General features: G+C 38.2%; 21 protein-coding genes. 2 read left to right on the forward strand and 19 right to left on the reverse strand.

The window, feature by feature from the left end; translation table 11 throughout:
• Positions 1 to 6: 6 nt before the first annotated feature.
• From F1560_RS13015 to F1560_RS13030, 4 genes are all read right to left on the reverse strand, one after another.
• The gene (locus F1560_RS13015; RefSeq protein ID WP_149475061.1) at positions 7 to 1,266 is read right to left on the reverse strand and encodes a galactitol-specific PTS transporter subunit IIC; all 1,260 of its coding nucleotides are present in this window, start codon (positions 1,264 to 1,266) and stop codon (positions 7 to 9) included.
• A 75-nt stretch (positions 1,267 to 1,341) separates the two neighbouring features.
• Positions 1,342 to 1,623, reverse strand: coding sequence for a PTS sugar transporter subunit IIB (locus tag F1560_RS13020; RefSeq protein WP_149475062.1), 282 nt, complete (start codon positions 1,621 to 1,623; stop codon positions 1,342 to 1,344).
• A complete protein-coding gene (locus tag F1560_RS13025) occupies positions 1,623 to 2,111 on the reverse strand; it encodes a PTS sugar transporter subunit IIA (RefSeq protein WP_149475063.1) in 489 nt (162 codons plus the stop codon). The genes F1560_RS13020 and F1560_RS13025 overlap by 1 nt, the downstream gene beginning before the upstream one ends.
• Positions 2,112 to 2,143: 32 nt before the next feature.
• A complete protein-coding gene (locus F1560_RS13030) occupies positions 2,144 to 4,204 on the reverse strand; it encodes a BglG family transcription antiterminator (protein WP_149475064.1) in 2,061 nt (686 codons plus the stop codon).
• Between the two features lie 231 nt (positions 4,205 to 4,435).
• Here F1560_RS13030 and tkt point away from each other — a divergent pair, with 231 nt between their 5' ends.
• A complete protein-coding gene (tkt, locus tag F1560_RS13035) occupies positions 4,436 to 6,454 on the forward strand; it encodes a transketolase (protein WP_149475065.1) in 2,019 nt (672 codons plus the stop codon).
• A 29-nt stretch (positions 6,455 to 6,483) separates the two neighbouring features.
• On the forward strand, positions 6,484 to 7,161 hold the full coding sequence (gene rpiA, locus F1560_RS13040; RefSeq protein ID WP_149475066.1) for a ribose-5-phosphate isomerase RpiA: 678 nt from the start codon (positions 6,484 to 6,486) through the stop codon (positions 7,159 to 7,161).
• 85 nt (positions 7,162 to 7,246) lie between these two features.
• On the opposite strand, the gene F1560_RS13045 is transcribed toward rpiA, so the two are convergent.
• From F1560_RS13045 to F1560_RS13115, 15 genes are all read right to left on the reverse strand, one after another.
• Positions 7,247 to 7,663 (reverse strand): GlcG/HbpS family heme-binding protein, encoded by a 417-nt coding sequence (locus tag F1560_RS13045; protein WP_149475067.1) that lies wholly within the window; start codon positions 7,661 to 7,663, stop codon positions 7,247 to 7,249.
• A gap of 199 nt (positions 7,664 to 7,862) precedes the next feature.
• Complete coding sequence (locus tag F1560_RS13050) at positions 7,863 to 8,822, reverse strand: N-acetylglucosamine kinase (protein WP_149475068.1); 960 nt, start codon at positions 8,820 to 8,822, stop codon at positions 7,863 to 7,865.
• Positions 8,823 to 9,145: 323 nt separating this feature from the next.
• Positions 9,146 to 9,643, reverse strand: coding sequence for a GNAT family N-acetyltransferase (locus tag F1560_RS13055; RefSeq protein WP_149475069.1), 498 nt, complete (start codon positions 9,641 to 9,643; stop codon positions 9,146 to 9,148).
• 45 nt (positions 9,644 to 9,688) lie between these two features.
• A complete protein-coding gene (locus F1560_RS13060; RefSeq protein ID WP_149475070.1) occupies positions 9,689 to 10,759 on the reverse strand; it encodes a DUF871 domain-containing protein in 1,071 nt (356 codons plus the stop codon).
• A 281-nt stretch (positions 10,760 to 11,040) separates the two neighbouring features.
• Positions 11,041 to 12,414 (reverse strand): PTS transporter subunit EIIC, encoded by a 1,374-nt coding sequence (locus F1560_RS13065; RefSeq protein WP_149475071.1) that lies wholly within the window; start codon positions 12,412 to 12,414, stop codon positions 11,041 to 11,043.
• Between the two features lie 17 nt (positions 12,415 to 12,431).
• Complete coding sequence (gene murQ / locus F1560_RS13070; RefSeq protein ID WP_149475072.1) at positions 12,432 to 13,322, reverse strand: N-acetylmuramic acid 6-phosphate etherase; 891 nt, start codon at positions 13,320 to 13,322, stop codon at positions 12,432 to 12,434.
• 114 nt (positions 13,323 to 13,436) lie between these two features.
• The gene (locus F1560_RS13075) at positions 13,437 to 14,288 is read right to left on the reverse strand and encodes a MurR/RpiR family transcriptional regulator (protein WP_149475073.1); all 852 of its coding nucleotides are present in this window, start codon (positions 14,286 to 14,288) and stop codon (positions 13,437 to 13,439) included.
• 456 nt (positions 14,289 to 14,744) lie between these two features.
• Positions 14,745 to 15,878 (reverse strand): mannitol-1-phosphate 5-dehydrogenase, encoded by a 1,134-nt coding sequence (locus F1560_RS13080; protein ID WP_149475074.1) that lies wholly within the window; start codon positions 15,876 to 15,878, stop codon positions 14,745 to 14,747.
• Positions 15,879 to 16,316, reverse strand: coding sequence for a PTS mannitol transporter subunit IIA (locus F1560_RS13085; protein WP_149475075.1), 438 nt, complete (start codon positions 16,314 to 16,316; stop codon positions 15,879 to 15,881). It lies immediately after the preceding gene.
• Positions 16,317 to 16,331: 15 nt separating this feature from the next.
• Positions 16,332 to 18,431, reverse strand: coding sequence for a BglG family transcription antiterminator (locus F1560_RS13090; RefSeq protein WP_245347569.1), 2,100 nt, complete (start codon positions 18,429 to 18,431; stop codon positions 16,332 to 16,334).
• Between the two features lie 13 nt (positions 18,432 to 18,444).
• Complete coding sequence (locus F1560_RS13095) at positions 18,445 to 19,878, reverse strand: PTS mannitol transporter subunit IIBC (protein WP_149475076.1); 1,434 nt, start codon at positions 19,876 to 19,878, stop codon at positions 18,445 to 18,447.
• 633 nt (positions 19,879 to 20,511) lie between these two features.
• Positions 20,512 to 21,246 (reverse strand): glucosamine-6-phosphate deaminase, encoded by a 735-nt coding sequence (gene nagB / locus F1560_RS13100; protein WP_149475077.1) that lies wholly within the window; start codon positions 21,244 to 21,246, stop codon positions 20,512 to 20,514.
• 89 nt (positions 21,247 to 21,335) lie between these two features.
• Positions 21,336 to 22,511 (reverse strand): N-acetylglucosamine-6-phosphate deacetylase, encoded by a 1,176-nt coding sequence (nagA, locus tag F1560_RS13105; protein ID WP_149475078.1) that lies wholly within the window; start codon positions 22,509 to 22,511, stop codon positions 21,336 to 21,338.
• Positions 22,512 to 22,543: 32 nt separating this feature from the next.
• Positions 22,544 to 23,035 carry a PTS sugar transporter subunit IIA gene (locus F1560_RS13110; RefSeq protein WP_149475079.1) on the reverse strand — a complete coding sequence of 164 codons (492 nt, stop codon included), beginning with the start codon at positions 23,033 to 23,035 and terminating at the stop codon, positions 22,544 to 22,546.
• 40 nt (positions 23,036 to 23,075) lie between these two features.
• Positions 23,076 to 23,753, reverse strand: a complete 678-nt coding sequence (locus F1560_RS13115; protein ID WP_149475080.1) for an N-acetylmannosamine-6-phosphate 2-epimerase — start codon at positions 23,751 to 23,753, stop codon at positions 23,076 to 23,078.
• Between the last annotated feature and the right edge of the window lie 10 nt (positions 23,754 to 23,763).

Genomic DNA, 23,763 nt, shown 5'->3' on the forward strand with positions numbered 1-23,763 from the left:
TTCTTTCTAGTTAAAAATCTCAAATATTCTCCAGATAATCCAGTTTACTAAGTTACCACCTTGGTCAATACTTGAAACCATTGCTGAGCCTTCAGGTAAATTAATGCTTGCAGTTGAAGCCATTTCAGAAAAGAGTGGTGCAATGTCTGTTGCCATATATAGTGAAAGTGCAATCATAACCGAACCAACAATAACCGAGTGTATAATATTTCCTCTAGCTGCACCTACTACGAATGCAACAACAAACGGAATTGTTGCTAAGTCACCAAACGGCAGAACAGCATTACCAGGTAATACAACTGCAATTAGAACTGTAATTGGTGTTAAAATAAGAGCGGTTGCAATTACAGAAGGATGTCCTAACAACACAGCTGCATCCAGCCCGATATTAATTTCTCTATCACCAAAACGTTTATTTAACCATTCACGTGCTGATTCTGAAACAGGCATTAACCCTTCCATCAAAATCTTAACCATACGTGGCATAAGGACCATTACAGCAGCCATTGAAATACCAATGTTAATAACATCTCCAACACTGTATCCTGCTAATGCACCAATTGCTGCACCTAAAATCAAACCAATTACCATGGAATCCCCAAAGATACCAAAACGTTTTTGAATTGAATCTGGATCAGCATGTAAATCTTTCAATCCAGGGATTTTTTGTACTAATTTTACTAAATAAATGAAAGGTGCATAGGAAATTGTACTTCCTGTTGCAACGGAAACTCCTGGCAATTCATAAAAATCACTAACCATCGGTTGTGTCCAGTCCGCAACTTTAAGACATACGATTTGGAATAAGACGGCCGCAATTAAACCTTGGACAATACTACCTGACACCGTATACACAACTGCTGCCATGAATGTATAATGCCAGTAGTTCCAAATGTCAACGTTCATTGTCTTCGTTGTCTTCGTTAATAGCATAACAACGTTTACAATTAGACCCAACGGAATAATAAATGCTGCTACAACAGATGCCCAAGCAATTGACGATGTTGCTGGCCAACCTACATCAATAACATTTAAATCTACCCCTAAACGCTCAACCATCCCTTGTGCTGCCGGACCTAAGTTGAGTGTTAACAGGTCAATTACTAAGAAAATACCTACAAAAGCAACCCCGATTGTTAAACCTGAACGAATCGCTTTACCGAGCTTCTGACCAAACACAAGACCTAAAATCATGATTGCTACTGGCAGTATAACTGTTGCTCCTAAACCTAAAAAACCTTGAATAAAATCTACGAATGCTTGCATCATGATGCCCCCTAACAAATTCAACATAAATCTCGATATCACGTTACGAGCTTATCGAGATTTATGTCTTGCTACTTATTTTTGAAGTTCTTCTAAGATTTGTTTTTTTGTATCTTCAACACCAATACCAGTTAAAAATGTACGTGCGTTAATTACTGGGAATGGGTATTCTGTTTTCGTCATTGCAGTTGTAACTAATAGATCAGCTGTATCTACATAAGCACCAACTTCAGCAATTTTGATTTGTTTTAAATCAACTTTAAGGTTGTTTTCCTTCGCTAATTCTTCAATTGCACTGTTTACAACTGTTGATGTTGCAATACCTGCTCCACATGCTACTAATACTTGTTTCGCCATTATCTCTCACCTCCTTTAAGTGCTACAAAATCTAGCTTTTCCTCCAAAAGACTTTTAATCTTTGTTTTGTCTTTTTGGTTTACTAGGTACTTCAATGTATCCTCTTCTTGGAAAACTTGCATTAACTTTTGGAGTAAAGAAAGCTGTGAATGCGCTTCATCCATTGCTAACATAAAAACTAATTGTACAGGTGTAGTCTCACTATCGTCTCCCATGATCACAAAATCAACTGGGTTCTTTAAAACAGCGATACTAATCGTTTTTTTGTTTACATGCTCCACATCTGTATGTGGAATTGCTACAGATACTCCTGCTGTAGGAAGTCCTGTTGCAAACTCACCTTCTCGTTTAATAATCGCAGGAACAAAGCTTTCTTTCACTAAACCTCTTTCCACTAGATTATTGCTTATTGTTGCTAATACCTCTTCTTTATTGTCGCCTTCCACATCTAGCAGAATGACAGATTCATTGAAAAATAATTCACTCATTCTTTGCACTCCTATTCTTTACTTCTGTCTTACTAACTTCTGTCAGAACTATAATATTTTATAATTTCATGAACCTCTTCAATAGAACTCGCATTGATTATTTTGTTCGTATCTTCTTCAGATCCTGCCAAATTCATTAATTGCATTAAAGCATGTATATGTTGCTTTTTATCCTCTGCAGCAATAACGAAAATTAGATTAATCGTATAATCCGGGCCGTACTGAACACCTTCTTTTAATCGTAATAAAGTCATGCCAACCTCTTTAACGCCATCTTCTGGGGCAGCGTGTGGGATTGCTATATTTGAACCTATTACGATGTACGGGTCATCCAGCGAATGGTGAATCATAGCGTGCACATACTCTGGAAGTATTTTGCCCTTTTTAATCAATGGTTCGGCACTTATACGAATCGCCTCTTCCCAAGAACCAATGGAATCTCTTAACGTGATATTATCTGGCACAATTAATTCATCTAAATCGATTTCCCGTTGTGTAGCGTTCTGTCTTACCACAGCTGAATCATCATCTCGATTAAAGTATTGCTCCAAATCCTCTATTAAAGCCTTTTCATTTTTGATTGCAGAATGTTTTTTAATGATGTCTACAACATGATCAACATTAATATCATTTGGAATATACCCATGAATTGCAAGCATCACTTGCTTTCTTAAACGATAACGTTCATCTTGACCCAGAAATACTTTTGAGATAAATAATTTTTTCTCTGTTTCCAATTGGGTTGGTGAGAATACGATATCGTAATCTAACTTATAGTCAAGAAACTCTCGTACAGACAAGGAATCCAAAAACACGAATTCCGGAAATAACTCTTTCAATTCATTAAACATTAATTTCGAAACGGATACGCCTTGTGGACAAACGACAACTGCTTTTATTTTTTCTTCAATACTTTCACCTTGTCGGTTCATCCACCCACCAATAAGCATCGTAATATAAGTGGTTTCGCTTTCAGGAATATCATCACCGATTAATTCTGCTAGTGGTCCAATGGAACGCTTTACGAGATGATGCAGTTCCTTAAACTCTTTACTCAAAGATCCTTGAAAATTGATCGTGTCTGTAAGATGATATTTTATTCGGTAATATGCAGGCTGAAGATGTTGTAAAAGCTTGTCTAATAGCTGATTACGCTCCTGTAAATAAATACAAGCACTTTTCTCAAATTGTCTAAGCATATCGTTAATAGCTGGAACTAGATTTGGTATTGCTTCCTCATTAATGTACTCAGACCAATATACATTTGTCGTCAAAAGATGCAATGTGATGAATAGGCGCTCGGTTACTGTGATTTCATTAAAATCATATAAAATTTCCTCTGTAGCCTGGTACTCTTTCGTATCCGATAATTCCTCATAACGAATGGAAAACGAGTTAATCTCATAGCCTTTTTGTATCCTTCTTAACATTAAAATCAAAATGTATGGCATCGTTACCAATTTTTCATCAGTAAATTTTAAATTTAACTTATTCTCCACTTTCTCAATACGCCTTTTAAATTCATCTAACAAATCATTTTGAATGCCAGATAAATCTTCTAATCTATTTTTCCCATTACTCATTTGCAGTACTTGATGTGTAATGTGGATGAGTAATTTGCGAATTTGAAACTCATTACCCTCAATCAAATATCCATGTTTTCTTGAATAACGGATCGCCAAATCGTAATCATCTAAAAATACTTGGGCTTGTTTCATATCATTAAGAATTGTATTCTTACTAACTTCCAGTTCGATTGTAAAATGATTTAGCGACAGCTCTTCCTCGGAACTTAGCAACATTAAAATAATTAATTGAACACGTTGCTCTTCCGTAAATATTGCTGAGGAAACAGCACCTTCATAACTACTATTAAGTTTTGAAAAAATAGCCTGATCGATAACAAATTGACCTTTCCTGGTTCTTTCTATTGCTGGAAGGCTATTTATTTTTAACCATTCGTTAATCTTCGTAAAGCTATAACCAAGCTGCCTTCTTGTTAATACATGTTTCTCTTCTAATGCCATACTTGTAATACTTGGATTACTTATCAAATCATTTAAGATCCTTTTGTCGCGATCGCTTAGTACCACTCGTAATCCTCCTTTAGCTATATACTAACATCTATTATACATATTTTGAATTCGTTTTCATCCCAAAAAGCAGGACATCAAATGTACAATGTTGTGATTTACACAGAAAATACAAACTTGTACATATATTATTCACAATTACGTACAATAAAATGCTTGTTTTTGAAAACGGTTCATTATACGATAGTTATGTGAAACATATAACAATATAAAATAAAGGAGCGTTTACTAATGTCAACAAACATTGAGAACTTATCCATTAATACCATTCGCACATTATCAATTGATGCAATCGAAAAGGCGAATTCTGGACATCCTGGTTTACCAATGGGAGCTGCTGCAATGGCATACACGCTATGGGCGGATTTCATGAACCATAATCCAAAAAACGCTAAATGGTTTAACCGTGATCGTTTCGTTCTCTCAGCAGGTCATGGATCAATACTTTTATACAGCTTACTTCATTTATCTGGGTACAACGTATCCATGGACGATTTGAAAGCGTTTCGCCAATGGGGCTCAAAAACTCCAGGACACCCAGAAGTACATCATACTGATGGAGTAGAAGCAACTACTGGTCCACTTGGCCAAGGGATTGCAATGGCTGTTGGGATGGCAATGGCTGAGGCACATTTAGCTGCTAAATTTAATAAAGAAGATCTCTCTGTAGTGGATCATTATACGTATGCACTTGTGAGTGACGGTGATTTAATGGAAGGAATCTCCCATGAGGCTGCTTCTTTAGCTGGCCACTTAAGTTTAGGCAAATTAATCGCACTCTATGACTCTAACGATATTTCCTTAGATGGTGATTTAGATAAATCCTTCTCTGAAAATACCGAGCAACGTTTTGAAGCATACGGATGGCAGGTTCTCCGGGTTGAAGATGGAAACGATATCAATGAAATTAGAAAAGCAATAAGAGAAGCTCAAGCCAATAACACACAACCAACTTTAATTGAAATCAAAACTGTAATTGGCTATGGTTCACCAAATAAATCTGCATCTGCTGCATCACATGGTTCACCTCTTGGCTCAGAGGAAACAAAGCTAACAAAAGAATTTTACCGTTGGGAACACGAAGCCTTCCATGTTCCAGAAGAGGTATATGCCGAATTCAACGAAAAAATTGGTAAAAACGGGGAAGAAAAAGAAGCAACATGGAATCAATTAATGGAAGCTTATAATGAAAAATATCCAGAACTTGCAAAAGAGCTTAAACTAGCAATTCAAGATGAACTTCCGGTAGATTGGGAGAAATCTTTACCAGTTTTTGAGGCTGGGCAAGACACACTTGCTACTCGAGCATCTTCTGGTAAAGTTTTAAATGCTATTGCAAAAGCAGTACCTAACTTCTTTGGCGGAAGTGCTGACCTAGCAGGCTCCAACAAGACAATGATAAATGGTGAAGGTGATTTTTCACGGAATACTTACGAAGAAAGAAATATTTGGTTTGGTGTACGTGAACATGCAATGGGAGCTGCTTTAAACGGAATGGCTCTACATGGTGGATTAAAAGTATATGGTGGTACATTCTTTGTCTTTAATGACTATTTACGCCCAGCTATTCGCCTAGCATCAATTATGAAAACACCTGTTACCTATGTATTTACCCATGATTCTATTGCTGTTGGTGAAGATGGCCCAACACATGAACCAATTGAACATTTAGCAGCATTACGTGTTATTCCTGGACTATCCATGATTCGTCCTGCTGATGCTAACGAAACCGCTGCTGCATGGCGTCTAGCATTAGAATCAAAAGATCAACCTACAGCACTCGTTTTAACTAGACAAGACTTACCAACATTGGAATCAACAAAAGAAAATGCCTACGAGGGTGTTAAAAAAGGTGCCTATATCGTTAGTCACTCTGAAAAAGAGACCCCAGATGCACTATTGTTAGCTACTGGATCAGAGGTTCAACTAGCAATTGCTTCCCAGAAAGAATTGAAAGAAAAAGGAATTGATGTACGCGTTGTTAGCATGCCATCATGGGATCGCTTCAATCAACAACATGTAGCATATAAAAATGAAGTTATTCCGCCTCAAGTGAAAGCACGTGTTGCAATCGAAATGGGATCCACTTTTGGCTGGGAACGTTATACAGGTGAACAAGGTACAATTCTTGGAATTGACACTTTCGGAGCATCAGCACCAGGAAATAAAGTAATTGAAGCGTATGGATTTACTGTTGAGAATGTAGTTAAGCATGTTGAATCTGTATTAAACGTGGAAGTTATTTCATAATTTTTTTCACGAATAGGAGATGTTGCAGGATGCAAAATGTAGATGAGTTAAAAAAGTTAGTTGGAGAAGAGGCAGCAAATTTAGTTAAAGACGGCATGAAAGTCGGCCTAGGATCTGGATCTACAGTGTACTGGATGGTGAAAAGATTAGGAGAACGTGTCCAAGATGGACTTAATATTACAGCTATTCCTACTTCCAACACGACAGCCAAGTGGGCAGTCGAATTCGGTGTACCACTTACTGACTTCTCAAAGGTACAGCAATTGGACATAGCAATTGATGGTGCTGATGAAGTAGATAAAAACCTGCAGCTTATTAAAGGTGGCGGTGGAGCATTACTGCGCGAAAAAGTCGTTGCAGCTGCTGCAAAAGAGTTTATTGTTATTGTTGACGAATCTAAACTTGTATCTCATCTGGGAGCATTTCCGCTAGCTGTAGAGGTAACGCCGTTCGGTTGGGAAATAACTTCAGTGAGTATTGCTGATCTAGGAGGCACACCAACATTACGCCATAAAGATGGGGAAGTCTTTGTTACCGACAATGGCAACTACATTCTTGACTGCTCTTTTAATCAAATTCTTGACCCAGAAGCATTACAAAAGGACTTGAAAATGCTTGTAGGTGTTGTTGAAACAGGTCTATTTGTAGGGATGGCTGATAAAGTTATTGTTGGAAAAGCGGACGGTGTTTCTAGTATAACTAAATAATCTATATGTACTTGCAATAAGTGAAAGCAGTGAATGATTTTTTCATTCACTGCTTTTTTATGTCTACTGCACTTATTCTATTAAATTATACTTTTAATCTTTCAAAAGCATTCACTGCCGCCTCAGCTACCTGAACATCGTGTTCTACAGAGCTGCCACTTACGCCCACAGCACCTATAACCTGTTCATTTTCGACTAATGGAATTCCTCCACCGAAGAGAACAATTCGCCCGTTATTAGTCGTGTTTAAACCATAAAGCTCAGCATTAGGAACAGTAGCTTCAGCTAAATTTGATGTTGGCATTTTTAATGCAACAGAAGTCCATGCTTTATTTTGCGCTATGTCAACACTAGCTAACCATGCGTCATCCATACGATGTACTGCGATTAGATTTCCACCCTCATCAACAACGGATATAACCATTGAAACTCCAACATTCGCTGCTTCTTGCTCAGCACCTTCAATTAGTTTCTTCGCCAATTCAAGATTCATTTTGGTCAACTTCAATTCCTCCCTGATATTATAAACTCTTGTGATAGGAACTAAATTTTAAGCATATCGCGCGATTGCAGTTTCATTCTACATTAAACCAAAATGCTAAACAAGTTTCAATTATTAGAAATAAACAAATAAACGAATGTACCTAAAAAAATCTGTCAACAGGTAAAAAGACTTGATTCAAGTACGATTAACCTCCTGCTTATCTCATAAAAACCTCAACAAAACTAGAATGAATCATAATCCCTTCTTCCCTCAAGGCAGCAACAACTGCACCTCCAACAGGCTCCATTTTAGGTACAGTGAGCATTGGTTCCAATTGATGTTGACAAATTTCTTCTTCGATTATTGCTTCGAAAAGGTCAAGTCGATTATAAATTCCACCCGTTAGCACAACCTGAACTTTATCCTTTTTTGAAAATTGCTTTGTTTGTAAACAAGCAATGGACTTTCCGATATGTACAGCATTTTTTCGAATGATTTCTTGAGCAACCGGATCACCAGTATCAGCAGCTCTCATTACAAGTTTGCTTAAAGATGCGACACGTTGCTTCTGGTTCTTTCCCTGATATACAGAATAGATAATATCAGGTAGTGCAGTCGCTTGAAAGTATTCAAGAAGTAAACTACAGATTGTTGTTGGCTTCCCTAATCCATCATGAGCTAAGAAAGCCGCCTCTAAAGCATCACGACCAAGCGCAAAACCACTCCCCATCTCTCCAATTAAATAACCCCATCCTCCAACACGATCAGATAAACCGTCATGATTTATACTAAATGTAATAGATCCTGTGCCGGCAATTTGTACAATTCCCGGTTTTCCTAGGGTTCCTGAATAGAGAGCATTAATAGCATCGGTATTTACTGTTACATGCACATGATCAGGTAATAAGTCGGTAAGTAACTTTTGCACCATCTCTTTCGTTGTTGGATGGCCAACACCTGACATCCCTGCAAATACATGTTTTAATTGGGAAAAGCAAGAATTACACTGTTGTTTTAATAAAGTAACTAGATTCTCCAACTCTTTTTTCAAATCCAATTTCTCTACACTATTCGGGTTGGTCGGACCTACTGTTGCTTCGGCAATTATTTCTCCATTGGACTTTGCTATGACGCCCTTCGTTTTTGTGCCACCACCATCAATTCCTAAAACGTACATAATAACTAGCCTCCACCACTGTTTATTAGGTTGATTATCTATTAGATTATATGTTAGGGAAAAATTGATTATTAGTTAGATTCGAGTTGGTTTTGAATATGGAGGAAAGGCGGTGTTCTATAAAAAATACATGGATTATGCCCTTTAAGAAAAGAATTTACAATTTGGATGATGAAGCTACCATAAAAAATCTCGTTTAGGTGCTAATTCAATACAATGAAACTACTGTAATCCATAAAAAGGAAGCTAATTATCTAATCTACTTAGACTTTTAGCTTCTTTTTTATGTAGAAAAAAAACTCCCCCTTGAAGGAAATCTACGGTCATATCAATTTATATAAATAATACTCATTAACCGGCTTACCGTTTATCATCAAGGAATTCACTTTCTCCCCCTCTAAAACGAACCCCATTTTTCGGTATAAATTAAATGCTTTTATGTTGTCTTTTATAACTGTTAGTTCTAATCTTGATATTCCTCTGCTCTTTGCCCACTCAAATATCTGATGAAATAATTTCGTAGCTATCCCCTGTCCTTGATATGCTTCATGAACACCTAAAAAAAGGTGTGCAGAATGCTGATTTCTTTTCAGCGTGCCACCTGTTGCTCCAATCAGTCCAATCAATTTGTTATCATCATCTTCAGCTACAAAAAAAGCTGTATTTTTTTCAGTTAGGATTCGTTCGATTGATATTCGTTGCTGCTCGACAGTTGTATCTCGCTCTCCTGGTTCATATAACATAAAGCCAGACGCATCAATTTCTTTACTAAGCTCTAATAAATTTTCTGCATCACTTTCCGCAATTGCTCTAATGATCATCCCTGTCCCTCCTATGTTTCTGACATTCTACCATGGATAGCGTGATTACACCCATTTGATTCTAAACTTCTGGTTGCCCTTAATCCATGGAAGCAATGGTAAATCATCGTCAATGACTTTTCCAAGCACATTTACTTTTTCATCAGCTGGTAAATCGGCTAATGTGATTTGAATTTCTCCCTGATAGCGCATATATTTTTCATTATCGATCGTAACGGATCCAATCAACCGCTCGACACAGTTGCGGGGTTGAACAACTGATTCTCCAAATTGTGCATAGCCTCTCGATTCAACTGCACGAATACAGTCTCTCGCATTATCTGCTCGATTGGTGAACGGACTCGCTGATTTATTAAGTATTTCAATATCTGTCAGTTTATTAGGGGTAGCCCGTACTACTATTTCATTTTGCTTGTAGACACGAAATTGTTCCAGTGAAGCATCACTTATTTCAACATCACCAACTACAATTTTATCTAGCTCAGCCAGTTTTTCTAATTCCAAAAAAGCAGCAAACGGGGAAAGCTTGCGATGCTGTTCCAAGGTTGGCAATTTTTCATATAACGGTCCCCTTAATCGCTTGTCCCCAGGAATGAATGCCATTACAGTTATCCCTGCTGATTTTAATAGCCTATTTTTTTGGATAAAATCACTTAGCCCAAGTCCGGTTTCTGGTCGTGGGTAATAATTATGCCAAGCTTCAACTGCCTCAGCATTGAGCCCTTTTGCTTTCATATCGTTTAACGAATCCGCTGTAATGGTGCTTGCATTTAATGCGATTCGCATTTTGTGAGACAAATCAATAATCGTTTGCTCGTCCACACCATAATCGATTCGAAGGCCTGAAAGCCCCCAACTCAGTAATTCATCAGCATTTTCCCAATTAAATCCTAATGCCTGTAATGAATTCGGTGAAATATCTGCCATCAATTCCATATCTAACTCAGTAGCTACTTTTCCAAGTGCCTGAAGCTGATCCTTATAGATCGAGTGATCGTCCTCAGGAATATGGAGCGATGTAAAAATCGACTGAAATCCGCTTTCCTTCATCTTACGAATATAGGGAGTCTGTTGTTCAATTGACCCATTCCCTAGATAAACAGAAATTCCTAACACACTGATTCCCTCCATTTAATTATGATGTACAAAAGCGCAAGCGCCCGGGTAACGACGTACGGACTGGACTGATCCGGAGGAGATAAAGGAAACACGGCGACCGCAGGGAGCCGATGTTGACTTATCGTACGGAGGTGAGGGAAGTCTCGCTAGTCGTTGGGCGCTGGAGCTGGACGTGGCTGTTTAGGTAACCACGTTATCCACAGCATTCAAATTTTATTGTTTCCTGATGATGTAAGCAAAGATAGGAGGTTAAAGCAACCTCCTATTCTTAATATCTATTAAATTCCATCTGCCATGCTTTCCTTAAAGCCAAATGCATACGTAAATAGGAATCCAAACGCATACGAAATGACGAGTCCAAGAAAATAACTTAAATATTGTCCATTTGTTATGAGTGGAATTAGAGATAAACCAGAAACGCCAATTCCTGATGATGCTGTACTCATAACTGCTTGGAATGCTCCACCAACGGAAGCTCCCAGACAAGCTGTTAAAAACGGTCTTCCTAGTGGTAATGTTACTCCATACATTAACGGTTCGCCAATTCCCAGAAACCCTACTGGAGCACTCCCTTTGATAATATTTCGCAGACGCGTATTCTTTGTTTTTACAAAAATCGCAATCGCTGCACCAACTTGTCCAGCTCCACCCATTGCTAAGATTGTTAACAAGGCAGTCTCATTATATACATTAATTAACTCAAGGTGAATCGGTGTTAAACCGTGGTGTAAACCAACCATAACTAATGGTAGGAAAAATCCAGCTAGAACTGCTCCTGCTATCGCTCCACCTGTATCAATTAAAGCAGTAAGTCCCATCGTAATACCGTCTGACAGGATACCAGCTACTGGCATAACAGCGTATAAGGATGCAAATCCGACAACGAGTAATGTGATTAGAGGGGTAAAAATAATATCTACTGCATCCCACATTACTTTACGAACGTTTTTCTCAATAAATGTCATTAACCAAGCTGCAAAAATAACACCGAATAAGCCGCCTCTGCCAGGGGTTAACGCTTCACCATAAATCGTAATATCTGCGAGAAGCGGACTAAATAGGAACATACCTGCAATTGCGCCCAATACAGGCGTTCCACCAAATTCCTTTGCTGTATTCCAACCAACTAATATTCCTAACGAAGCAAAGACAACGCTTCCAAGCAAGAGTAAAATTTGCATCCATGTCTGTTCCCTATCTACACCTGCGTTTACTGCAAAGTTAGCTGCTCCATTAATGATCCCTGAAGCAACCAAACCTGGAATAAGTGGAATAAAAATATTCCCGAGCTTACGTAAAAAGTTTTTAAATGGTGTTCGATTCTTCGCTTTGAGTGTTTGTTTATCAAGCGCTGCTTTTTCTTCAAATGTTAAATCATCTGATGTTGCATCTTCTCCGATACCGTATCCGGTTAGTTGACTCATCTCCGTTGCAACTTTATTTACGGTTCCAGGTCCAATAACGACCTGTAACGTTTCATCCTCAACAACGCCCATCACACCATCTACACGCTTTAAGTCAGTCATATTCACTTTGGAATCGTCCTTTAATGACAAACGTAACCTTGTCATACAATGAGCGACTCGCTGAATATTGTCCTTTCCACCAACATGTTCTAAAATATCCGTGGCCATTTTTTGTTCTTTCTTCATGATTGACCCCTCCCTTTCTATTTAGCTAATGCGCGTCGAACAAACCCGTCAGAGCTCTTAAGCTTGTTAATAGCATCTTCATAGGAGCATTGCAATAAAATCATAACGATTGCTATCTTCACCTGATGCTTCGATTTCTCAAAATAAGAGGCTGCAGTTTCATAATCAACACCAGTAACTTCCATAATATTTCGTTTGGACCTTTCTTCTAATTTCTCATTCGTCGGCTTTAAATCTACCATAAAGTTTTGATATACTTTACCAATTCCCACCATCGATGCTGTTGAAATCATATTCAAGACCATTTTCTGAGAAGTTCCAGCCTTTAATCTAGTAGAACCAGTTAGTACCTCAGATCCTGTTAGAAGTTCAATCGCCACCGAAGCGTATTGACTCATTACTGCGTCTTTATTACAGTATATACTTACTGTACTCGCTTTTTTCGAATTCGCATATTGTAATGCTCCGATAACATAAGGAGTACGACCGCTTGCAGCAATTCCAATTACCGTATCATTTTCGGACAGCTGAATGCTCTTTAAATCGTTTGCTCCAAGCTCTGGATCATCTTCTGCTCCCTCGGCAGCCTCATAGAGCGCTTTCATTCCACCCGCAATAATTCCTTGCACCATCTCTGGAGACGTACCAAATGTAGGAACACATTCTACAGCATCTAAAATTCCTAATCTACCACTTGTACCAGCTCCAACATAGATAAGTCTTCCGTTTTTCTTAAATGATTCTATTGCATATTGCGTAGCTTTCTCAATTTGTGGAAGTTGTTCCTTAATCGCTGTTAAAACCTGTTGATCTTCTTTATTCATCGTGCGCAAAATATCCATCGTACTCATTTCATCTAAATGCATCGTGTGTTGATTTCGCGCTTCGGTTGTTAATTTTTCAAGCATAATTTCAGCCTCCTCTACTTTCTTACACCTCTATTTTACCTATTTATGAAATTAAAAGTCAATATAAATTATAAATAATATGAAATTAAATTTCATATTAGGTAAAAAAAGAAGCTATCTTCTTAATTTCACGACATGATCTCTCGCTTCTTGATATTCGTCCAGCACATTCTCACCAATGCTATTAAAAATACTGATGTATAAACTATCTATAATTGTCAGCTGGGTCATTCTTGATGTAATGCTGCCAATCCGAAAGTCCTGCTCTACATTTGGTGTAGCTAATCGAATATCTGCTTCTTTATACAGTGGTGACTTGTTTATATTTGTAATTGCTATCACCTTGGCTCCTTTTTTTTGCGACAATCGTGCTAGGTCCAGAACATCTTTCGTCCTTCCTGACATACTAATCGCAACAAAGACATCTTCACTATTAAAATGCGGCACCTTTGATAGCATGTAATGAAAGTCTAAATTAAACTCCACTTGAAATCCGAGCTTCGTAAATTTGTATAATGCATCCATCGCAGCAATCGACGATCCTCCGACACCATAAAAAATAATTTTTCGCGCATTTTTTAATACGTTGACTGCATCTTCTAGCTCTTTTTTATCTAAGGATTCCATTATCAGCTCAATCGCATTCTTGTTCACATGGACAACTTTCTGGAACATTTCGTATGGGGAATCTTTTTTCTGCAAAATTGAAAAGTCAGTGATATATCCATCCTTTACAGCTAATTCCTGTGCTAAGGAAATTTTAAATGTCTTAAAGCTTCCTATTCCAATTGTTTTCGCAAAGCGAATAACACTTGCTTCACTTACATCTGCCTTATTCGCCAATTCCTTCGTTGTCATGTTTGGAATTAGCTCTGCGTGATTTAATATGTACGTAGAAATTTTCTTCTCCGTTTTGGAAAATTGGTGAAGCCGTTCGTTAATTCTAGCTAGTAATGTGGTTGCCATGTCAACTTCTCCTGTTCTAATCCTTTATGTTCATTAGTATAGCAAAAATTAAATAGGTGTTCTAATTTAAAATCAAAATATGTTAGCGACGGGTGGTGCTGTTTTCTACGGATGTGTCTTAGCTGCGAGGGATGGCGTCTTATTTTTAATAATGGTGTCTTAGTTACGGAGGATGGCGTCTTATTTTTGAGAATGGTGTCTTAGATACGAGGGATGGCGTCTTATTTTTAATAATGGTGTCTTAGTTACGGAGGATGGCGTCTTATTTTTGAAAATGGTGCCTTAGCTGCGAGGGATAGTGTCTTATTTTTGAGAATGGTGTCTTAGCTGCGAGGGATAGTGTCTTATTTTTGAGAATGGTGTCTTAGCTGCGAGGGATGGCGTCTTATTTTTAATAAAAGTAGTCTTGGCGAGGGGAGTAGAAAAGAGACACGTGCACCCACGTGTCTCTTAAGCTTATAATTCCTTCATCACTGCTGCAATCAACGGGTGGGTATCCAGTTCCGAAACAGTTTGTAGCGTTTTTTCATAGCCTTGCTCAGCGATCATTTGCTGTAATTTCACTGCTTCTTCATCTTGTTCATTTTTGTATTGTAATGCAGCTACAATTACCTGGACGAGATAGGTTGGTACCTTGTCTGTTACATCCATATACAAGCTTGCTGGACGAATGATCCGATCACGTGGTCCTAGCTTGCGAATTGGGCCACGTCCAACTCGTGTTACTTCGTCTGATATATATGGATTCATAAAGCGACCGATAATTGTATCGATATAGTTTTGATGTTCGGTGCGGTCAAAATGATAGGTTTGAATCAGCGCTTCACCAGACTCATTTAAAGCACCCCTAATGATTTCCTGTACTTTTTCATCATGCATTGCTTCATTGATGGTTGCGTATCCTAAGGAACGACCAATATAGGCAGGCACGACATGTCCAGTGTTTACCGTAAATAATTTCCGTTCAATGTATGGCGTTAGATCCTCGACATATGTGACACCATCAATTGCAGGTACCTCACCTTTAAATGCTGGTTTTTCAACAACCCATTCATAGTATGGTTCAACAGAGACTAATAATGGGTCTTCATTTACTTGGTTAGGGACAATCCGGTCTACTGCTGCATTTGGAAATCCAAACACTTTATCAAACTGTTGTTGTTCATCTGCTGTTACTTGTTTGTAAATATGTTCTTTAAGCAGAGCACTCCCGCCGACCATATTTTCACAAGCGATGATATTTAAGGATTTATCATTTGTCTTGATTCGTTTTTGCAAACCTTCTGCAATTAACTTGGCAATGATGGCTAGAATGTTAGGGCCAACTGCAGTTGTAATGAGGTCTGCTTTTCCAATTGCTTCAATTACTTTACCTGGATCTGTAATGCTATTAATTCCGGAAACATTTTTTACTGTTAGCGTTTCACTTTCTTCAGCAGCTAAAACGACATTGTATTGCTGTTTCTCGTTTATTTCATTAATAATGCCCTCATTAACATCGACAAACGTTGTATGATAATCCGCTTGATAAAGCAGGGCGCCAATAAAGCCCCTGCCAATGTTTCCAGCTCCAAAATGTACTGCCAGCATTTAATTCACCTCATCAAAAATGCTTATGATTTCCTCTTCTGTCGTTGCATTAACGATTGTTTGGATATTTTCTTCCTCAGAAAGTACAATCGCAATTTTTGATAGGACCTCCAAATGGTCATCACCTTTACCAGCAATACCAATCAAGATTTTCACCGTGTTTCCGTCACCAAAATCTACACCATCTGGTACAATAACAACTGAAATCCCTGTTTCTTTAACTAATTCCTTTGCATCCTCTGTACCATGTGGAATAGCAACACTATTTCCCATAAATGTTGAAGTCAGCTCTTCACGTTCAAGCATTTTTTCCACATATGCAGGTTCAACATACCCATTATCAACGAGGATCTTACCTGTGAAACGGATTGCTTCCTCTTTGTTAGCTAATTTTGTGTCTAATTGAATGTTATCTTTGCTTAAAATTTCTTTTGCCATGATAAAACTCACTCCTTAAATTAAATCTTTTTCATGTAAAAACTGCTCTAGCTGTTCGGAAAGATACTGTTTTATCCTTGTTTCGTCTCCAGATTCATACAAGGAAATACTTGTCTGATCCTGGATAATCAAACTGCTTAAAAAGCTTAAAATCTCTAGTACTTCCTGATGTATTATTTCTGGTGCCAGCATGACGATTACCGTATCCATTTTCATTTGGTTGCCATCCATCCCGCGGATAGTGAGTGGGTAGGTTAATTTATAAATAGAAAACGTCGGCTTATGAATTGCATTGGATCGTGTATGGTAAAGGGCAATGGACGTAGCTGGAATTCCTAATCCACTTATCTGTTCCCTTAATTGCAGCTTTTTAAATACAATTTCTTCATTTCGTATGATTTTCTTTTCTGCTAACGTTTTACAAGCTAAACGTAATACCGAATCCATTGTTAAATTATCTGTGACATCATAAACTCGAAAGGAATCGAGCAGATTAAGTGTTGTGCGTGAATAGTTTTGCAGTGCTTCCATGCGAACAATAAAATTACTGCTATCTGTGAACACTGGTTGCTCCTTGCGATTCAAACGAACCGTAAGTTTTCTTTTCTTTATTTCCTTTTTCACCTGATGAATCTCAGATTGAGTAAGCATAGGAGAAATTAGTAAATAACCGTGGTCAAATTCTTTTAATGGAATCGTGGACACAATAACATGATAAGCTTCCACATCCAATTTATTTAAGTCAAAAATTGATGCATTTTCAACATGCTTAATCTCTGGTATACGTTGCACCAGCTTTGTTGCTAGCATCTTTGAAGTACCGATTCCACTCGAACAGATGACTAACGCTTGTAAGTCTACTGCTTTTTCATTGTTTAACAATGCCGCTGCAAAATGAAGGACAAGATAACCAATTTCGTCATCTGGAAATTCCATATTCGGAAACGTATCCTCAACAGCTGTTGCAATCATATGAAATAACTCATCGTAGTCCTGTTTGATTTCCTGAATCATTGGATTTTTTATTGTCATCCCTTGCTTTAGCCGGTAAATGGATGGTTTCAAATGAGCTACTAAATCATTTAGCAACTGCTTATTGTTCATCAAAGGTACATTGATATGCGAACTAACAGAGCGAATTAATTGATTTGCTAAAAAAACGATGTCCTCATCAGGATACATATGAATATAATTCGAATCAAAGCGCAATTTAGCACCCATTAAATGCATCGTTATATAGCCAATTTCATCATCTGGGATGTCCATTCCAAGGGGGGATTCTAAATCACGTATCATTTTTTCGGCAATGCGATATTCCTTTGTACCTTCCATTTGCTTTAGCTGTGCTTGGTCAAATTGGATCGTATCACCCTTTTGCAGTCGCTCAATCGCTAACGCTAAATGAACGACCAAGCCAATCAATGCACTATCTGCTAATTCATATGGCAATTCTTCTCTGGCCTGTTCTACCCTTTGTCGAATTACAATTAAATGCTCTGGATTGACTAACCCCAACAGTCTATTGGATATTGCAGAAAACTGATCCTGTGCATTCTTTTGAATATTATCCTTGATCAATGTCACGAATTCGAATGGATCAATATGCTTTGAAATGAGATCACTTAATGCAGCACGTTTATTTGCTTCTTCCCCTGCAATTTCAACTCCATACCCTCTTTTTCGAATTATAATAAGACGATAGGCTGCTATTTCTTTCTCTAATTGATCAAGATCATGGCTTATCGTTGCTTCTGTTACTTTTAATTCAGCGCTTAGGGTGAACAGCTTAATTGGTTCCTTCATTTCAAGAAGGGTAGCCAAAATAATCGATTGTCTTTCTTCTGGTGTGAAGTCAATAACAGTTACATTCGTTAATGCTTGACGGAGTTGTTTCCGATCCTGCTCCATACCAACTAACCGAAGGCCAACACCAGATTTTTTTTCTAACTTTAAGTTGTAGAGATTCGTAATTTCTTCTGTATTTTTTAAATCACGATGAATGGTTCGTGCACTTACTTCTAATTCCTTGGCAATTTCTTTTACAGTTATACCATCAGGATTTCCCAATAGAATTTCAAAGATTTTACGCTCACGACTAGAAATGTTCAGAACCATTCACCACCTTATCTTACTTTTTTAGACGTTCTACTAGCTCGTCATATCTTGGACTATTTAAGAAATTTTCTACGGATATATGTTCAGCTGCTGGAACCTTCGCTTTTGCACGATCCGTTAAATCCTTATGCGTAACAACGATATCTGCATCATCTGGAATATCATTAATCGCTTTATTCGTCACAAAAATATCAATATCTGCTTTTTTAAATTTATTTTTCAATAAGGAAGCACCCATTGCACTGGAGCCCATTCCAGCATCACAAGCAAAAATAATTCTGTCCACATCTTCTGCCTGCTTGCTTTCATCAGCTGCTTCTTCAGCCTGCTCTTCTGCAGTTTGATTCAATGATCCAGCAACAGAACTTTTCTTCCCTTTCATCGCTTCCATTTTGCTTGTAGCTTCAGAAAGATCCTTCTCACTGTCTTTGCTTGTTCTCAAAATGATAGCAGCAATAACAAATGAAACCGCAGCTGCAATAATCACACCGAGAATAACTCCAACGTAGCTATCTTGTGCTGTCATCGCCAATACGGCAAAAATACTACCTGGTGAAGCAGGAGCTCTTAGTCCTACATCAAATAGTTGGAAAGTAAACACACCACTAACCCCACCAGCGATAGCTGCTAAAATTAATGCTGGCTTCATCAACACATACGGGAAGTAAATCTCATGAATCCCACCAAAGAATTGAATAATTGCCGCACCAGAAGCAGAGCTTTTTGAGGCACCTTTTCCAAAGATCATAAAGGCAAGCAGGATACCTAAACCAGGTCCTGGATTCGCTTCCAATAAGAATAGAATTGATTTCCCAAATTGTGAGGCTTGATCCGCTCCAATTGGACTTAAAATTCCATGATTGATTGCATTATTTAAAAATAGTATTTTCGCTGGTTCAATAATGATATTTGCCAGTGGCAATAATCCAGCATTGATAATAACTTCAACTCCAGCAGCTAAGGCTTTGTTCAATGCACCTACTACTGGTCCAATTCCAAGTAAAGCTACAATTGCTAAAAGCGCAGCAAGAATCCCTGCTGAGAAGTTGTTATAAAGCATCTCAAATCCTTGACGAACTCGATGCTGCAGTACCTGGTCAATTTTCTTCATTAAATAACCAGCTAACGGACCGACAACCATTGCACCTAAGAACATTGGAATATCTGCTCCAGCAATGACCCCCATCGTCGCAGTAGCACCGACAACTCCACCACGCAAATCATAAACCATACGTCCACCAGTAAAACCAATTAAAAGTGGCAATAAATAATAAAGCATTGGATCAACCAATGTTGCCAAATCTTCATTTGGCAGCCAGCCATCCGGTATAAATAAAGCTGTAATTATTCCCCATGCAATAAAAGCACCAATATTCGGCATAATCATACCGCTTAAATAGCTCCCGAAGCGCTGTACTTTAGCACGGAGTCCTTTTTGTTCAGCCATTTAATATTCTCCTTTCATAATTGCATCATTATTAATCGTAAGCGACTATGGTTGGTTATTCAATCAAAAGAAAGCGACAAATTGGCATAACTATTGTTGACATAATTTAATAAGGTGGGTGGGAATTTAAATCATGCATAAGGAAAGAGCTTGAATTAACACCTCTTTTCAAGCTTGATTTTTCTTTTCTTACTGTACCCTGTTTATTTCTATCTTAATCACGAATTATAATGAGAGTTCAGATGCTAGTTGGTGGAGTTATTGGGGGTTGGATGGTGCCTTAGGTGCGAGGGATGGTGCCTTAGGTGCGAGGGATGGTGCCTTAGTTTTGAGAATGGTGTCTTAACTGCACGGGATGGTGCCTTAGTTTTGCGAATGGTGTCTTAGCTGCACGGGATGGTGCCTTAGTTTTGCGAATGGTGTCTTAGCTGCATGGGATGGTGCCTTAGTTTTGCGAATGGTGTCTTAGCTGCACGGGATGGTGCCTTAGTTTTGCGAATGGTGTCTTAGCTGCACGGGATGGTGCCTTAGTTTTACGAATGGTGTCTTAGTTGCACGGAATGGTGCCATTCCCAACCTGGATGGTGCTAGTAAAAAAGTAAAAGCGCTCAATACGAGCGCTTGTTGGAATAGTTATTTACCTTCTGCAACAGTCAATGCTGCTTCATCAACAATAACTGTTACGTTATCATGCTGTTTCAAAATAGAAGCTGGGAAGTCTTCAGACACTTCGCCATTTAGCAATTTTGCCATTGCATCTGCTTTTGCTTCACCTGAAACAAGCAGAAGAATCTCTTTACTGTTCATGATTGTTTCAATTCCCATTGAAACCGCCTGTGTTGGCACTTCATCAATGGAGTTGAAGAATCGTGCATTCGCCTGAATGGTAGACTGATCTAGGTCAACAACATGTGTTTTACTAGAGAAGGGAGTTCCTGGTTCATTAAAACCAATATGGCCATTGCCACCAATTCCCAATACTTGAACATCTACTCCACCTGCTTGTTCAATTGCACGTTCATGTTCTACACATTCTTTCTCCAAGTCTGAAGCTACACCATTTGGAACGTGAACATGATCCATTGCAATATCTACATGACGAAATAGCTTTTCCTTCATAAAATAATAATAGCTATTTGAATCATCTTTATCTAATCCGACATACTCATCTAAATTAAAAGTAGTTACATTTTTAAAAGATACTTCGCCTTGATCATATTTTTTTATAATTCGTTGATAGAGACCCTCTGGTGTTGAACCAGTTGCTAGACCAAGAACCGGATTCTCTAAGGTATTGATACGATTTACGATAAGTTCAGTTGCTTTTTCGCTCATCTCATCGTAGTTTTTTACTTTGATAACGTTCACTTTCCAATCTCCTCCAAATGAAAAACTTCTACAAATCTTGTCAAATTTTGTATACACCTTGATAATAACACGAATTATTTACAAAGTGTTTATTGGAATGAAATTTCCCCTCGGCAAATGGTAAATTTTATATTAAGTTCATCATCTACCAACAAAATATCGGCGTCTTTCCCAAGTGAAATGCTGCCTTTTCGGTCGTAAATGCCAATTTGTTTTGCTGGGTTAACGGAAGCCATCTTAACAATGTCACGAATAGAGACACCGTTTAGCTTCAACATTTGCTTCGCACCTTCATGCATCTTCAAAATACTCCCAGCTAGTGTTCCATCTTCTAATACAGCTTTCCCATTTTCTACTTTAACAGGTTGACCGCCAAGCTCATAATCGCCATCTGGTAGTCCTTTAGCACGCATCGCATCCGTGATTAAAATAATCCGCTCACTACCCATATTATTATAAATCAATTGCAGCATTTCAGGAGCAACATGAATTCCATCAGCGATTAGCTCTGCACGTAATTCCTTCAATTGAAATGCGGCACCGACCGCGCCAATATCACGGTGATGAATACCATTCATTGCATTACATAGATGTGTTAGCTGGCTCACCCCTTGTGCCACTGCTTTCTCAATTCCAGCAAATCCACAGTCTGTATGCCCTGCCGATACATTAACTCCAGATTCTGCTAGACTGTTAATAAATTGACCATTCTCATCATGCTCTGGAGCCATCGTAACTGTTTTGATTTTTCCAGCCGATTGCGTTTGCCATTTCTTAAATTGCTGCAAGTCCGGTTTAATAATATACTCTCTTGGTTGCGCGCCTGCCTTTGTTTTTTCCACAAAAGGGCCTTCTAAATGGACTCCAACCAGTTCTGCCTGTCCTGGTTTGTTTGAATAATGGGCAGCATTTTCTAAGGCTTTAGAAATATTGTCGTGTGATTGTGTAATCGTCGTTGCGAGAAAGCTCGTCGTTCCTTCCATTGGTAAAAGCGATGCAATTTTATCCAGTGCCTCTTCCGTTGCATCCATCGTGTCCGCACCATTTGCACCATGAATATGTCCATCGATGAAACCTGGGATGGCGTTTAGGCCAGTTGCATCGATGATGTGAGCGTTTTGGTCAAGGTCATGCGGCAGATCATTACCTTCATGAATAGACTGAACACGGTTATTTTCGATATAAATTCCACTATTTGGAATCGTCTTATCTTCCAAATAGATCTTCACATTCTTAATAAACATTGACCAAGTTCCTTCTATCATTCGCTTCCCCTCCACCTATTTCTACTACACATTTATTTATCTTCAGCTGTAATGATAACCGTCTCTTTTGCTTTAGCTATTTTTTCAGATGTAAAGCGATACGTTTTATTACCTTCCGCACTATTTGTAATTACGATTGGTGTGATTGTGTCCGATGCATGCTCACCAATATATTCCAAATCTACTTCCATTAAAAGCTGGCCAGCTGATACTTCTTCCCCTACATTTACTTTTGATGCAAATCCTTCTCCTTTTAACCCAACTGTCTCCAGTCCGATATGGATAAGAATCTCAACCCCACCATCCGTAACAATTCCAATCGCATGTTTTGTCTCAGCAAGCTGAACAATCTTACCGTTAACAGGGGAATAAACCATTCCTTCTTCCGGAACAATTGCAATTCCTTCTCCCATCATTTTTTGGTTAAAGACAGGATCAGGAACTTCTTCTATAGGTACGATTTTTCCATTTAATGGTGCAACTATATTTTCTTCCTTTTTTTGCTTAAACAGTTTTTTAAACATAGTTAAATTCCTTCCTATATTAGTTAATCACTATCTTCTATTAAAGCATATCTTTGATTTCATGAACAAATCGACTTGTAATGTCTTTCGGTCTTGTAATTGCCCCACCCACAACGGTAGCATATACTCCCAATTCAAAGGATTTCTTCAACATATCTGGTGTTATAATATTTCCTTCAGCAATTACTGGTTTTTCCACTGCTTGCAATACTTCTTTTAAAAAGGCAAAATCTTGATCATATAATTTCTTACCCTTTGTATGATTTGTATAACCATGCAATGTTGTTCCAATGTAATCAAAGCCTAGTTTTTCAGCAATAATTGCTTCCTCAATGGTTGATATATCCGCCATTAATTCAACATCCGGCGCCTGCTCTCTCGCATAGTTAACCAATTCTTCTAATGACTCTTTTGGTCTTTCACTAATGGTCGCGTCCATCGCAATAACTTCACAGCCACTTTCAATTAATTCGTCTACTTCTTTACTTGTTGCAGTAATATAGACATCTGACCCCTGATAGTCCCGCTTTACAATTCCAATAATAGGAAGCGAGACTTCTTTCTTTATCTCGATAATATCTTCTTTTGAATTAGCTCGAATTCCTTTTGCTCCACCTTGAGCAGCAGCAAGCGCCATCTTGCTCATGATAAAGGATGAATGAAGTGGTTCATCTTCTAGTGCTTGACACGATACAATTAAATTGTTTGGTAATTTCAAAACGTTCAAC

This window comes from Oceanobacillus polygoni, assembly GCF_008304605.1.
Lineage (GTDB): Bacteria > Bacillota > Bacilli > Bacillales > Amphibacillaceae > Oceanobacillus > Oceanobacillus polygoni.

Bases quoted from the DNA above. Each gene is read 5' to 3' on its own strand.
- F1560_RS13015 (WP_149475061.1), bottom strand. From the start codon at position 1,266: ATGCAAGCATTCGTAGATTTTATTCAAGGTTTTTTAGGTTTAGGAGCA.
- F1560_RS13020 (WP_149475062.1), bottom strand. From the start codon at position 1,623: ATGGCGAAACAAGTATTAGTAGCATGTGGAGCAGGTATTGCAACATCA.
- F1560_RS13025 (WP_149475063.1), bottom strand. From the start codon at position 2,111: ATGAGTGAATTATTTTTCAATGAATCTGTCATTCTGCTAGATGTGGAA.
- tkt (WP_149475065.1), top strand. From the start codon at position 4,436: ATGTCAACAAACATTGAGAACTTATCCATTAATACCATTCGCACATTA.
- rpiA (WP_149475066.1), top strand. From the start codon at position 6,484: ATGCAAAATGTAGATGAGTTAAAAAAGTTAGTTGGAGAAGAGGCAGCA.
- F1560_RS13050 (WP_149475068.1), bottom strand. From the start codon at position 8,822: ATGTACGTTTTAGGAATTGATGGTGGTGGCACAAAAACGAAGGGCGTC.
- F1560_RS13055 (WP_149475069.1), bottom strand. From the start codon at position 9,643: ATGATCATTAGAGCAATTGCGGAAAGTGATGCAGAAAATTTATTAGAG.
- F1560_RS13065 (WP_149475071.1), bottom strand. From the start codon at position 12,414: ATGAAGAAAGAACAAAAAATGGCCACGGATATTTTAGAACATGTTGGT.
- murQ (WP_149475072.1), bottom strand. From the start codon at position 13,322: ATGCTTGAAAAATTAACAACCGAAGCGCGAAATCAACACACGATGCAT.
- F1560_RS13075 (WP_149475073.1), bottom strand. From the start codon at position 14,288: ATGGCAACCACATTACTAGCTAGAATTAACGAACGGCTTCACCAATTT.
- F1560_RS13080 (WP_149475074.1), bottom strand. From the start codon at position 15,878: ATGCTGGCAGTACATTTTGGAGCTGGAAACATTGGCAGGGGCTTTATT.
- F1560_RS13085 (WP_149475075.1), bottom strand. From the start codon at position 16,316: ATGGCAAAAGAAATTTTAAGCAAAGATAACATTCAATTAGACACAAAA.
- F1560_RS13090 (WP_245347569.1), bottom strand. From the start codon at position 18,431: ATGGTTCTGAACATTTCTAGTCGTGAGCGTAAAATCTTTGAAATTCTA.
- F1560_RS13095 (WP_149475076.1), bottom strand. From the start codon at position 19,878: ATGGCTGAACAAAAAGGACTCCGTGCTAAAGTACAGCGCTTCGGGAGC.
- nagA (WP_149475078.1), bottom strand. From the start codon at position 22,511: ATGATAGAAGGAACTTGGTCAATGTTTATTAAGAATGTGAAGATCTAT.
- F1560_RS13110 (WP_149475079.1), bottom strand. From the start codon at position 23,035: ATGTTTAAAAAACTGTTTAAGCAAAAAAAGGAAGAAAATATAGTTGCA.